Annotated in this window: 13 protein-coding genes; 9 read left to right on the forward strand and 4 right to left on the reverse strand. The window is 66.1% G+C overall.

Going from position 1 to position 13,083, the window contains the following annotated elements; translation table 11 throughout:
- The first annotated feature begins 92 nt into the window (after nt 1-92).
- Both OHA21_RS16625 and OHA21_RS16630 read left to right on the forward strand, forming a co-directional pair.
- Entirely contained in the window at nt 93-1,559 is a 1,467-nt protein-coding gene (locus OHA21_RS16625; RefSeq protein WP_328474939.1) for a pectinesterase family protein, read from the forward strand.
- Nucleotides 1,560-1,573: 14 nt separating this feature from the next.
- Complete coding sequence (locus tag OHA21_RS16630; RefSeq protein WP_328474940.1) at nt 1,574-3,028, forward strand: RICIN domain-containing protein; 1,455 nt, start codon at nt 1,574-1,576, stop codon at nt 3,026-3,028.
- Nucleotides 3,029-3,085: 57 nt separating this feature from the next.
- Here OHA21_RS16630 and OHA21_RS16635 read toward each other — a convergent pair whose 3' ends face one another.
- The 3 genes from OHA21_RS16635 to OHA21_RS16645 form a co-directional block, all read right to left on the reverse strand.
- Nucleotides 3,086-3,625 carry a hypothetical protein gene (locus OHA21_RS16635; RefSeq protein ID WP_328474941.1) on the reverse strand — a complete coding sequence of 180 codons (540 nt, stop codon included), beginning with the start codon at nt 3,623-3,625 and terminating at the stop codon, nt 3,086-3,088.
- Nucleotides 3,626-3,692: 67 nt separating this feature from the next.
- A complete protein-coding gene (locus OHA21_RS16640) occupies nt 3,693-3,869 on the reverse strand; it encodes a helix-turn-helix transcriptional regulator (protein WP_328478443.1) in 177 nt (58 codons plus the stop codon).
- Between the two features lie 290 nt (nt 3,870-4,159).
- Nucleotides 4,160-4,591 carry a DUF4259 domain-containing protein gene (locus OHA21_RS16645; protein WP_328474942.1) on the reverse strand — a complete coding sequence of 144 codons (432 nt, stop codon included), beginning with the start codon at nt 4,589-4,591 and terminating at the stop codon, nt 4,160-4,162.
- 584 nt (nt 4,592-5,175) lie between these two features.
- Here OHA21_RS16645 and OHA21_RS16650 point away from each other — a divergent pair.
- The 3 genes from OHA21_RS16650 to OHA21_RS16660 all read left to right on the forward strand — a co-directional run bounded on the left by OHA21_RS16650 (nt 5,176) and on the right by OHA21_RS16660 (nt 7,515).
- Complete coding sequence (locus OHA21_RS16650) at nt 5,176-5,655, forward strand: hypothetical protein (RefSeq protein ID WP_328474943.1); 480 nt, start codon at nt 5,176-5,178, stop codon at nt 5,653-5,655.
- A 272-nt stretch (nt 5,656-5,927) separates the two neighbouring features.
- Complete coding sequence (locus OHA21_RS16655; protein ID WP_328474944.1) at nt 5,928-6,902, forward strand: sigma-70 family RNA polymerase sigma factor; 975 nt, start codon at nt 5,928-5,930, stop codon at nt 6,900-6,902.
- A gap of 199 nt (nt 6,903-7,101) precedes the next feature.
- Nucleotides 7,102-7,515, forward strand: coding sequence for an SgcJ/EcaC family oxidoreductase (locus OHA21_RS16660; protein ID WP_328474945.1), 414 nt, complete (start codon nt 7,102-7,104; stop codon nt 7,513-7,515).
- A gap of 507 nt (nt 7,516-8,022) precedes the next feature.
- Here the strand turns inward: OHA21_RS16660 and OHA21_RS16665 are convergent.
- Nucleotides 8,023-8,397, reverse strand: a complete 375-nt coding sequence (locus tag OHA21_RS16665) for a PH domain-containing protein (RefSeq protein WP_328474946.1) — start codon at nt 8,395-8,397, stop codon at nt 8,023-8,025.
- Between the two features lie 547 nt (nt 8,398-8,944).
- On the opposite strand from OHA21_RS16665, the gene OHA21_RS16670 reads away from it, so the two are divergent.
- The 4 genes from OHA21_RS16670 to OHA21_RS16685 all read left to right on the forward strand — a co-directional run bounded on the left by OHA21_RS16670 (nt 8,945) and on the right by OHA21_RS16685 (nt 12,952).
- Entirely contained in the window at nt 8,945-9,586 is a 642-nt protein-coding gene (locus OHA21_RS16670; RefSeq protein ID WP_328474947.1) for a hypothetical protein, read from the forward strand.
- A 465-nt stretch (nt 9,587-10,051) separates the two neighbouring features.
- Nucleotides 10,052-11,449, forward strand: a complete 1,398-nt coding sequence (locus OHA21_RS16675) for an IS1380 family transposase (protein ID WP_328468718.1) — start codon at nt 10,052-10,054, stop codon at nt 11,447-11,449.
- 554 nt (nt 11,450-12,003) lie between these two features.
- Entirely contained in the window at nt 12,004-12,204 is a 201-nt protein-coding gene (locus OHA21_RS16680) for a hypothetical protein (RefSeq protein WP_328474948.1), read from the forward strand.
- Nucleotides 12,205-12,286: 82 nt separating this feature from the next.
- Nucleotides 12,287-12,952, forward strand: coding sequence for a hypothetical protein (locus OHA21_RS16685; RefSeq protein ID WP_328474949.1), 666 nt, complete (start codon nt 12,287-12,289; stop codon nt 12,950-12,952).
- Nucleotides 12,953-13,083: the final 131 nt, after the last annotated feature.

Here is a 13,083-nt window from a genome sequence, read left to right on the forward strand (position 1 = left end):
ATGAGTTATCGGAACATTTACAAAGGTGAATTGGCGCGGTATCAATGAACCGGTTCACCAATCCCCCACCATCCCCATTAGGAGACTCGCTCATGGGACAGATCTCCGCCGCACCGGTGCGCCACCGCACCGTGCGGCTGTCCTGGGTACTCTCGCTACTCGTCGCCTTACCAGCCGGGCTGCTGCTCGCGTTCGCACTGCCGTCCGAGGCGGCCGTCGCGCCGGTCAGCGGCGGCGTGTACACCCTCGCGTCCGGATCCAGCGGCAAGTGCATCCAGGCCGCCGGCACCGCCAACGGCGGCCTGCTGACGCAGGTCGCCTGCAGCACCACCACCACGAGCCAGCAGTTCGGCGCGGTGTCGCAGAACGGCGCGTTCGGCTTCACCAACAGCGCCAGCGGCAAATGCGTGGACGTGCCGTACTCCGACACCACCGCCGGCACCCAGCTGTGGCAGTGGACGTGCGGCGCCAGCGCGAATCAGACCTGGTCGCTGACCGCGTCCACCGCGGCCACCGGCAAGTACCTGATCAAGAGCGCCGCGACCGGGCTGTGCATCAGCAACAAGGACGGCTCGACCGCCGGCAACAACCCGATCGTGCAGGAGGCGTGCTCGGACATCGCCCGTCTGCAGTGGTCGTTCACCCTGATCTCCGGCGGTGGCGGCGGCACCACGACGGCGACCGTCGCGGCCGACGGCACCGGCCAGTACCGGACCGTGCAGGCGGCCGTCAACGCGGTGCCGGCGAACAACACCACCCGGCGCGTGATCACCATCAAGCCGGGCACCTACCGGGAGATCGTCACGATCCCGGCCAACAAGCCGTTCATCACCCTGCAGGGCCTCGGCACCTCCAACGCGCAGACGACCATCGTCAACAACCGCGACGCCGGGCACTTCGGGCTGCAGGGCAGCGGCACCGTGCAGGCGTACGGCAAGGACCTGACCGTCACCAACCTGACGATCACCAACGACTACGACGAGAACACGTACGAGACCGGTGACCAGGCGCTCGCCCTCTACCTCGACGCTGACCGGGCCCGGTTCGACAACGTGCGGCTGCTCGGCGACCAGGACACCTTCCTGGTCGACAACAACGCCCGCACCTACTTCACCAACTCCTACGTCGAGGGCACCGTCGACTTCATCTTCGGCGCGGGCATCGCGGTGTTCCACAACAGCCGTATCCACGAGAAGCGCTCCACCGGCGGCCCGCTCACCGCGGCCAGCACGCCGGCCGAGAAGACGTACGGCTTCCTGTTCTACAAGTGCACGGTCACCGGGACCGGCACGAACAACACCACCCTGGGCCGGCCGTGGCGCCAGGGCGCGCAGGTGCTGTTCCGCGAATCGAACCTTTCGAACACCATCAAGATCGCCCAGCCGTGGACCGACATGTCCACCAACACCTGGCAGAACGCCCGGTTCAGCGAATACAAGAACACCGGCGCCGGAGCGACCACCAACAGCAACCGCCGGCAACTGACTGACGCCCAGGCGGCGAACTACACCCCGCAGAAGTATCTGGCCGGCGCCGACGGCTGGAACCCGGTCGGCTGAGAGGGACAACGATCATGAGGAGCAGAAAACTCATCGGTACGGCCGTCGTCGCCATCGCGATTCCCACCGCCATCGCCGTCACGATGCTGCCGTCCGAGGCCGCCACCGCCCCGGTCAACGGCGGCGTCTACCAGCTGGCCTCCGCCGCCAGCGGCAAGTGCGTCGACGTGACCGGCGCATCGGCGGACAACTCCGCGCTGCTGGTGCAGTCCGCGTGCACCACCGGCGCCCGGCACCAGTGCAAGGTGCAGGGCTCCGGCCCGGCCAACCTGGTCAACGCCAACAGCACCCGCTGCATCGACGTGCCGAGCTCGTCGACCAACTCGGGTCTGCAGCTTCAGCAGTACGGCTGCGGCGACGGCACCAAGACCAACCAGCTGTGGACCTTCAGCGCATCAGGCGCCGCGTCCGGGAAATACCTGGTCAAGAGCGCTGCCACCGGCCTGTGCCTGAGCAACAAGGATGGCTCCACCGCCGGCAACAACCCGATCGTCCAGGAGACCTGCTCCGACATCTCGCGCATGCAGTGGTCGTTCAACTACGTCAGCGGCCCCACCTCTCCTCCCCCGGCCGGCGGCCGATGGTCCAACACCGCCGACGGGTTCGCGCAGGGCACCACCGGCGGCGCGGGCGGCACCGCGGTCACCGTCACCACCTTCGCCGACCTGGTGAAGTACGCGACCGCGTCCACCGCGCACATCATCCGCGTCTCCGGGACCATCACCGTCACCCCCTACGGCCACGAGATCCCGGTCAAGTCCAACAAGACGATCGTCGGGCTCGGCACCAGCGGCCGGATCAAGAACGGCGGTTTCTTTCTCGGCACCGGCGTCAAGAACGTGATCATCCGGAACTTGACCATCGGTGACACCGCGATGGCCTCCGACGACCCGGACGACAAGGACTTCGACTACGACGGCATCCAGATGGACACCGCGTCCAACGTCTGGATCGACCACAACACGTTCACCAACACCAACGACGGCTACATCGACAGCCGCAAGGACAGCACCAACATCACCGTCTCGTGGAACCGGATGGGTGACCACAACAAGACGTTCGGCATCGGCTGGACCACCAACGTCACCGCCCGGATGACGATCCACCACAACTGGATCTACAACTCCAACCAGCGCAACCCCAGCGCGGACAACCTGCAGTACGTCCACCTCTACAACAACTACCTGAACAACATCTCTTCGTACGGCAACTACGCGCGCGGCGCCACGAAGATGGTGATCGAGAACAGCTACTTCGACAAGGTCAACAACCCGTACTACCCGGACACCGCGACCGGCGCCCAGCTGCGCCAGAGCGGCAGCACGGTGGTCAACTCCACCGGCCGCAAGGAGACGTCGGGCTCAGCGTTCACGCCGGGCAGCTTCTACGCGTACACCCTCGACGCGACCGCCAACGTGCCCAACCTGGTCAAGGCCTCCTCCGGCCCGCAGGCCGACATCGTGATGTAGGCCCAACGAGCGCCGGCCGCGACCCCCGTAAGGGCCGCGGCCGGCGCCGCATGAACCTCAGTGTCCGAGAGCAGCCTTCACGAACGCGACGCAAGCTGCGGCCACAGCCAGCATCAGACCAGCAGCCAGCGTACGGCCGGACGAGCGCTCCGCCTGCAACCGCTCCACCAGCAGCCCGATGAGAGCCATCCGCAGCAGCAGATACACCTCCGACCCGAGGATCACGGCCCGTTCGGGCAGCCAGTGCCACCCACCGAGCAGCAGCAGGATCACCGGCACCAGGCCGGACGTGAGCACCGGCAGCGCGTCCCGGATCTCGTGCCACAGCTGCGCCCGGCTCAGGTCCTTGCCGACCCGCACCCGAAAACCCACGACGTCGGCGAACACGTGCGCCAGATACGTCGAGGCGGACACGCCGAGCACCAGCAGAGCGCCGTGCCCGTGCGACAGGTCGGCGGCGCTCAGCGGCACCATAGTGGCGAAGACGATGATGTTGCCGTACACGTACGCCGAAATCCGCGCCGCCGCCTGCTCCCGCGACAGACTCGGATCGGCCCGGAACCGCACGATCCGATCCCGGATATTTCGATCTTGCACTTACCCACCGTAACGTCGCCCGGACAGCCGCGCCGCCGGTTGGCCGCTCACCCAGCCGCCCGGCGCCCTACCCGGAGGCTCTGCGCTGTCGAGCCTCGATCCAAGCCTCCACCTCGTCGGCAAGCCAGACCTTGCCCTGCGCCAGATCCGCCACCGGGGCCGGGAAATCCGGCCGCCGGGCAAGCTGGTACACCCGCTGCCGGCTGATACGCCCTATCCGAACCCGAATCTCATGCGCGCCCATCAGGCGCAAACCCGTCCCAGCCATACGCATGACTATAGTCGTCGGACTACTGTACTGACGTCATCCCCGTGCGCCTTTCTTGTCCGGTCCGCTCGAACCTTGCGGAGTCCGGAGTTACCCTGCGGACGATCTTGCGGTGTTCGGAGGCAGGTTGCGGATTCACTCGGACGTATCGGGCCGGTGATGCGGCTACGCCGTTAAGGTCGGCTTCGTCGCGGAGGAGGACGGCACCGATGCCACTGACAGCCGCTAAACGCAGTTCCGCGATCCGGCACCGGACGGTTCGAGGGCTACGCCAGGCCACCTTCAGTGAGGACCTGCGACAGCGTATTGATCGTGTCGACTGCTTCAGCGGCGTCACCCGGATCCGTCCACCCCTGATGCCAAGGACGTCCAGGGCCAGCAACGAACAGCAGCGCTTCGAGCGCCGCCGCCGCCAACTCCGACGCAGGCCGCGGCAGCCGGACATCCGAGGCGAGGTCCTCGTCAGCCAACTCTTCGCTGAGTTCTTCCCCGCCCGGCAGACTTGCCGCGACCACCGCTGCAGCGGCAACGACCTGATCCGGGAAGAAGTCCCGCCAGAGCAGCTCAGGCTTGTCCTTGACGAACTTGAACATGTGCTCCAGCGCTGCGGCGCGCCGCTCAGGCTCCCGTTCAGCCAATTCTTCGAGGAAGTCCACGGCTCCATCGCTAGAGAACGCACCCGTCCCGAACGTTCCCATGCCCGCTGCCTTCCTCGATCCGATCCCGAGCCTCGCCGAAGCCACGAGATCATCTCACCCCCGCGTGCCCCCGCCCTCGGCCGAAATCCGCAAGGCGAATCCGGACAACCAGCTTTGCAAGCGTCCGGAGCTACCTTGCGGGTCGCTGGTCGAGGCCCGGTCCATCCGCAAGGTTCAAACGGACGCGACATCTGGTGCCAGGTTCACTCCAACCTTGCGGAAGCCGCGTCTACCTTGCAGGCCTGCGTCCTGTCTCGTTGATGCCGGCGGAGAGTCAGCCAGCTGGCGCACTTCATGGCAGATTCCCGTTCGTCGTGACGACAGCGGCCCGATATGTGCGCCTATGCAACTAAGCGCGTCTCGGGCGATCTGGCGAGTCTCAACGGATCGGTGAAGACCGACGGGCTCGACTTGGAGCATCGGTGCAGGAGGCGGGCGGCTCTCACCCCCTGGACGTCGTTACCTACGTAGCGATCCCCTGCGGCAAGCTTCGGCGGAGGCGCTCCCGGATCTGCCGAAGAGCGTGTGCTGTGGCGCCGGTGAATGTGGGTAGCGATTCTTGGCATTTTGGCTATCGTCCGACCATGACGATCCATTTGGGCGCGCTCGGTGCGGCCTACCTCGCTGACCGACCCGCCGCCGGAGTCGATCTTGACCTCTTCGGACAGTTCGCGGGCTCGTGGGCGCTGGACTGCACGGAGTACGACGATGGCGGATCCTCGTCCGTGCGACGAGGCGAATGGCATTTCGGATTCGCGTTGGGCGGCCGGGCCACTACCGACGTCTGGATCTTGCCTGGCGTCGAGCACGGCGTCAGCGTACGATTTCCCGATCCGAGCGCGGGCCCCGGCGTATGGCGCTCGACCTGGGTAGGGCCGGGTCGGCGCAGGGTCCACACCTTCCTGGCACGTCAGGACGGTGCCGAAATCATGCTCGACGGCGGCGACCTGCGGTGGACATTCTCGGACATCGAGCCCGACACCTTCTCCTGGCGCAACGAGGCTCAGCAGCCCGACGGCGCGTGGCGCCTACAGCAGACCTTTCGTGTGTGGCGAGAGAACTGACCGCGATGCCGCCGTCCGGATCTGCCGCCGATCGCTCGCGGCGCTCAGCGCGGCCGTCACGCTACGTGTGGTCCGCGACGGTGGCGGCACTCTCATAGCCGATGAGCGGGAGTCAGGAGCTGTTGTCGAGAACGGTTGATCAAGATCGTTTAGGCGGCGAGTTGCGTACCCGCCTTGGGCGAGGTCATTCAAGGGTTGGCTGTCCTGGAACACGGCTGCGCTGCGCCGCTGATCTGGTGCGATATGGTCGCCCCTGGCACACCAAGAAGGGCATGAACGTGGCGACGGTGACGGCGGAAGAGTTCGATCGCAGGATCGAGCCGTACCGGTCGGAGCTGCTGGCCCATTGCTACCGGATGCTTGGCTCGGTTCACGACGCGGAGGACCTGGTCCAGGAAACCTATCTGAGAGCGTGGCGCGCGAAGGGCCAGTATGACGAGAGCCGCAGCTCCCTGCGGACCTGGCTGTATCGCATCGCGACCAACGCCTGCCTCACCGCGCTTGAGAGCCGCAGCCGCCGTCCGCTGCCCTCCGGCGTGGTCGCCGAGAGCGACCCGCGCCGACCGTTCGTCCACGGCGGAGAGATCACCTGGCTTCAACCGCTTCCCGACTCTCTGCTGAGGCTGGGCGGGCCGGAGACTCCCACGATCGACCGCGGCAGTCTACGGCTCGCCTTCGTCGCCGCCATGCAGCACCTTTCCGCGCGGCAGCGCGCGGCGTTGATCCTGCGTGAGGTCCTCGACTTCTCCGCAGTCGAGGCGGCGGACATCCTGAGCACCACGACCGCCTCGGTCAACAGTTCCCTGCAGCGGGCCAGGGCCAGGCTAAAAGAGGCGGGAATTCTGGAGGAACAGGTCGCCGAACCGTCCGAAGCAGAGCAGCGCGCCTGGGTGGACAAGTACATGACGGCCTTTGAGAAGGCTGACATCGAAGGGCTTAAACGGCTGCTCACCGAGGACGTGCTCATGGAGATGCCCCCGATGGTCAACTGGTTCGTCGGGCGCGAGAACTACGGTGTGTTCATGGACTTGGTCTTCGCCAAGAACGGCAGCCAGTGGCGCTTCCTGCCGGTCGGTGCCAATTCGCAGCCGGCGTTCGCCGCCTACAACCGCGGCCCGAGCGGCGCGTTCGAGCTGCACACGCTGCAGGTCTTCACGGTCACGAAGAACGGCATCAGCCGCAACTCGGTCTTCCGGGACGCCAAGGTGTTCGCCTCCTTCAAGCTTCCCGCCGAACTCGAAGCCTGACAGAGCGGCCGCCCATCCCTCCTCGTCGGCGGTCGCGGCCCGCGGTTGTTCGCCGAGTTTCCGACCAGCAACGTCTCTCTGTCGAGCGCCTCTCAACACTTCCTTGCCGCGGGCGCGATGAGTTCCGACCCCACCGCCGGTATGTACTGACGAGTTCGCCGGAATACCCCGGGCAAACCGACCACAAGGGGAGAACCTGATGTCAGATAGTCGCGCGGAGGACGAGGCCGCCATCCAGGCCGTACTGATTGACTCTTACAAGGCATGGGAGGCTGGCGACGCCGACGGCATGGTCGCCAACTACACCGCGAACGCGACCGCCATCATGACCGGCTCGCTCCGCGACAGCCGTAACGTGATCCGCGAGAACATGGCCCTGGCCTTCGAGGGGCCACTCAAGGGCAGCTCGACCTACAACAAGCAGCTCAGCCTCCGCTTCGTCGGCAGGGACGCCGCGATCGTCGTCAGCGAATCCGCCATCCTGTTCGCCGGCGAGACCGAGGTTCCGGACGACCTGCGTAAGGTGAACGCGACCTGGGTCTTCGAGAAGCGGGACGGCCAATGGATGATCGCCGCCTATCACAACAGCCCCGTGTTGGCGCCTGGGCAGTGAACCATTCCAGACAACCGGCAGTGACCGTGTTTAGTGGCTCAGGGATCTGACTTCGCTGACCCCGATGTTCGAGCCCTGCCGTCGAACCGCGTGAAGCCCCTGGTAGAAGCAGATCTCGGCCAGAAGATCAACTTAAAAGGGGCTTCACGCGGACGTCATCGTGACGTACACCGCCGTGCTCGCCGTCCAGAAGCGAATCGCACTTCTAACCGGCACACGGCACCGCAATGGCCGAGGTACGCACATCCAGGTCTCTCGGCACGGCATCCTAAACTGCCGCGAGGCGCGCGCTACGGAAGGGCGCGTCCGCCCTCGTGGATCGGCGCTCGCGGCGCCGCGTCGACGCCACCGCTGTCCGCGATCCCCGTCGGTGAGCCGCGGCGGGTCGGCCGACACTGCCTGCCGTTGCCTGCCGGGACCTCGATGCTGACGGCGGCGCAGGCGCCGGTTCGGCCCGGAAGGTAGCAGCGTGGTCACGCGACGGGCGCAGGCATCGCCGGCAACCGGTCAGAGGACGTAACCGGCGATCATCTGACCCAACTGGCGGATGTCAGCGTTCGCCTTGAACTCCAGGCGGACCTTGCCGAGGCCGCTGAACCACAGTTCCAGCTCGGTATCCCGGTCGAAGCTGCCTGCCGTCTCGACCGAGAAGGCTTGGATCTTGTTGTACGGCAGCGACGTGAAGTCCACCTTCTTGCCGGTCATGCCCTGTACATTGACCGCGATCAGACGCTTGTTGGTGAAGACCACGAAGTCACGAGTCGTCCGAAAGGCGACGACCAGCTGTTCACCGGGAATGAGCAGCGGCGCGACCTGCGGATAGATGGTGGCGGGATCGCACGGGTTGAGCTTGAAAACGGATGGGCTGGAGAAGTCGATCACCGACCCACCGTAGTCCAGGTGGTCATTTAGACGAACGAGGTGGTGGACCGCTGCTCACCGCCGGTTGCCACAACGGTCGCGTGCCGAGCACCGGCGCATCGAGGTGCCAGTGGAGCGGAGATGCGACGCCGACACGCAGGTGGTCTGAGGTGTCGGCTCGGCGAAATAGAATGCGGCGCGCAAGCCTCTCCTGCGGTCGAGTCTCTCGGGGCGGAGGGGCGCGCCGATGGCAAGGGTTCCGTACGAATTCAGAACGTGATCCAATGCCCTCTTCTGCCGCTGATAGGCGCTGAGTGCTCGCCGTTCGAGGGTTCCTGGGTGCCGGGCGACGGCCATCGCTCGGGGAGAACCTCACGACATAAGACCGTCACCCGGACACTGCTCCAGGGTAGGGGCCTCATGATCGGGTGGTCACTCATGAACGCCTCGCACGGATATGCGCTCTGGGCGTGCTGGTGTTCATGGACGCGTTCCGGACGCTGAGGTGCTCGCGAACATTGAAGGACCCGGCCGCCGGTCTGTCGCCGCCAACCTGCATCATCTTGCGATGATCAACTATCGGGCCGGTGTTGCGGTCCTGGCGATGGCATCGGCGGCCGGGTGCGCCGCACCCGGCGTCACCCCGGCTGCAAATCCGTCTCCCGTTGTGGTGCCGTCCGGGTGTGTACCCGAACGGGTGCGGTGGTCAGCACCGGTCACGCAGCCCCGCCTGACCCAGGTGATGCTGCACCAGGAAGACAGCGACATGACCGGACGACCCGTCTTGGACAAGCCGTTCACTCCGTCGATCACCGGCGTGAACGCGCCGGCCGATTGGACCAGGATGCTCGCCGCGTCACTCAGCGAACACGCCGGCACAAAGGTCAAGACCGGGCCAGCCGCACTCCCGGACGGCGGTTACGGCTTCCCCATGCAGGTCACGGACAACCCCGCCATCCCGCAGACCCTCTTCTACGAAGGCGCCACGATCATGTCGGCCGAGTTCACCGTCTCCTGCACCACGGCCACGGTCACCGGCGGGTTCACCTCCTGGACCAAGGTCGACCTCGGCGGTCTGGCATGCGGCAGCATCGACCCGCCGACCGAGCCTTTAGCACGCCTGGCGATCGCCTATTGCCCGGCTACAGCGGCGCCCCGTCCTTCCGAATATATCGACGCTGTCCCGTTCGATGAGGACGAGCACTTCTGACCACCGAAGCTGAGTACCCCGTCGGCCAGAGCATCTCCGTTGCTATTGAGCTGGTCGAACAGAAGCCGGCACCGTTAAGGGTAGGCCCTCAAGATCCGATGTCGCTGACGGCTGGCTGCGCCGTAGCCGCGAACCGGGCGCGGTCCGTCCTACGGTAACGGCGCCGAGCACTAGCGGAGCATACGATCATCGCTTCCAGCCGCAGCCTTAAAGCCCGAAGTCAGATGGAACCTCAGCTGCCTTTGTCTCGAAAGCGTCGCTGACCGGATCGCCGGAGCGAAGCAGGCTCTCCAACCTGCGTTGTTCCCCGAAGTCGTGATCGGGTCTGCCATAACTTTCGACTAACCTCGGCCCTTCGTTAAGGGCTGTCCACGGAGTGGGCGGAGAAAGAAGAAGTGCCTTCTGATCAGGGAAAATAGGACTTGCTGAGGGTCCGATGTTCCTGTCACGGAAGGCACTTGCTGGGTGAAGGCTACCGCAACACGTCCGAAGATCACGGTGACTGGTGGCGGGCGGGGCGTGGTCGCTCACGCTGGTGCCCGGCTGCTGGCCGATCTCGCCGACGCGACCGGGTTGACCAGCGCGTTCAGTCTTGGGTTGACGGGTCTGCGGCAGCGCGGTGGCGGGCACGACCCGGGCCGGATCGCGGTCGATCTCGCGGTGATGCTCGCCGACGGCGGCGAAGCGATCGCCGATCTCGCCGTCCTGCGTGACCAGGCCGGCCTGTTCGGGCCGGTCGCCTCCGACCCGACCGCCTGGCGGCTGCTGTCGAAGGTGGACGAGGCGATGCTGGCCCAGCTGCGAGCCGCGCGAGCCCAGGCTCGGGAAGTGGCCTGGGCTCAGCACGCCGAGGTCCGCGGCGACCTGCCACAGGTCACCGTGGCCGGCCGCAAGATGCAGGGCCTGGTCCTGGACATCGACGCGACGATCGTCATCTGCCACTCGGAGAAGGAGGCAGCGACCCGGACCTGGAAGAAGACCTTCGGCTATCACCCGTTGTTCTGCTTCCTGGACAACACCGGCGAAGCCCTGTCCGGGCTCCTGCGCGAGGGCCGGGCCGGGTCGAACACCACCGCCGACCACATCACCGTCCTGGACCAGGCACTCACCCAGATCCCCGACGCCCACCGGCACGGCACCCCGGTCCTGCTGCGCAGCGACTCGGCCGGCTCCAGCCACGGCTTCCTCGCCCACATCCGATCGCTGCGCGAGCAGCACCTGGACATCCGATTCAGCGTCGGCACCGCGATCACCGAACCCGTCCGGCAAGCGATCACCGCGGCCTCCGGCTGGATCCCCGCCATCGACACCGACGGCGACCTGCGTGAACACGCCGAGGTCTGTGAGATCACCGGCCTGTTCGACGCTACCGGCTGGCCGCAGGGCACCCGGTTCCTGGTCCGCCGCGAACGCCCGCACCCCGGCGCCCAGCTGTCGCTGTTCGACACCATCGAAGGCTGGCGGCATCAGGTCGTCGCCACCGACACCCCACCCGGCAACGGCGGCATCCAGTTCCTGGAGGCCCGGCACCGGGCCCACGCCCGCGTCGAAGACCGCATCCGCACCGGCAAGGACACCGGCTTCGGCCGGTTCCCGTCCCGGCACTTCGCGATCAACCAGGCCTGGCTACAACTCGCCCTGACCGGCATCGACCTACTCGCCTGGACCCAAACCCTGCTCCTCGACGGCGACCTCGCCACCGCCGAGCCCAAGAGACTGCGCTACCGGCTGCTGCACGTCGCCGCCCGGCTCACCCGCACCGCCCGCCGGACCCGCCTCGCCATCGCCGCCGACTGGCCCTGGACCGAGGCCCTGACCAGCGCTTTCAGCCGCCTCGCGGCACTCCCACGACCCGCAGGCTGACCCAGCAACCCACGTCCCACCAGCTTCACGGAGGAACCCGGCCCTGCGCCGGGCCATCAGCATGCCAGCAACCCGGCAAACCGCATCCGAAGTCACATCAATCGATCAGCAGCTATGGACGATGAGCCAAGTGAAAGACCGAGGCTAACCACGCGAGCAACTCCGCGAACTCACTCAGGCTGAGCTGTCGAAGCGAGTGCGTCGGCCCCGCGACTCCTGTCAGCCGGCGCCCCAATCCGCTCGCCTTCTCGAGGCTGGAGTGACAGGTCAAGGCGGTGTCGGCGGCCAGGCGTGGTCGCGTGCCGTCGAACTCCTCAACGCCCAGTCCGCCACGACCCGTTGGACCTTCAAGCACACGTCGATCATCGCACTATGATCATGGCGCCGAGTGTCCGGATCTGCCGCGATCAGTTCGCAACCAAGAGTCACGGCGGACGCCTGATGGCCAGCCGTCCGCTCGCGCCCGGGAAAGTGCGCCAGTGGGCATCCCTCCCGGGCGGGCGGCAGGCAGTCACAGTCGCGATGGCCCGCACGGGGGCTGGCATCCTGATGCGATGCGCAGGCTTACGGAAGACGAGTTCAAAGCCACCGCCGCGCCGGAGAAGGAACGTGTCGGCTCGGACGAAGAGCCGCCGTTCGACTTCTGGGAGTACTTCGAGCTGGTTCCACCAGAGGAGCTCACCGAGCTTGACTTCTCGCAGGGACGGGTGTCCTACGCCTGGAACACGCGCGGGACGGTCTACCGGCACGTGTAACGACTCAGGAAACCAGGCCGTCTCGATCAGAGCGACTATGGGCCCCTGTGCGCGTTGAGCCGAGTCGCCTAGATTGGCGAGCGTGGATCATGATGACCTTGTCCGGACAGCGGTCGCGGTGGCCGCTGCCGCTGACCGGCGCGCGATCGAGCGGGCATGGCTTGCGAGCCTGGTTACGAGGGACCAGAGTCGGCGGAGTGTTTGGCCGCGGCTGACGTTCCTGCGGCACTTGCCCCAGCATGGCTTCGTGCTGTCGCAGCATTTCCACCCCACGAATTGTGGGATGTGCGGTATGCGCGAGAGCGAAGATGCTGTCACGTCCGAGGACCTCGCCGGCGATGCCTTCTGGTTGCGGCCGATAAACCTTCCGTGGGCCAGCGCCGCGGTGGAGCGGTTCGACGGAGCAGACGATGACCACGATGTCCACCGGGGCCGAGCAGTGCTGGAGGATATCGTTGATGCGATCCGGTCGCTTCCCGAGTCCGCACAGTTGACGGAGTTGAACGCAGCCCTGATCGGCAAACTCAAGTCGAACAAGCTGGAGCGGACAGTTCTGCTCGAAGCTCTTGGCTACGCCGGCGCCCTGCCCGCGGCCGGACACCCGAGCTATGCGACAGAGTTCGTATCGTACGACGACGCGAACTCGCGAATGCCCAGCCAGTTCTACAAAAAGGAATGGGCGTACCCCGTGCGGTTCTGGACAGGCGCGGACGGAGTCGATCCCGCCCGCCTGCCCACTGGTGAATGACGGAAGGCTTCCGTCATGGCTACCGCAAACCTGACCATCTCAACGGTGAGTTGACCGTACCTGATCGCTCGGTTGTCGACCATCACCTTCCTGGACCTGAACCAGATCTACGGCTTGACGTGAGCAGGGCA

This window comes from Actinoplanes sp. NBC_00393 (genome assembly GCF_036053395.1).
Classification (GTDB): Bacteria; Actinomycetota; Actinomycetes; order Mycobacteriales; family Micromonosporaceae; genus Actinoplanes.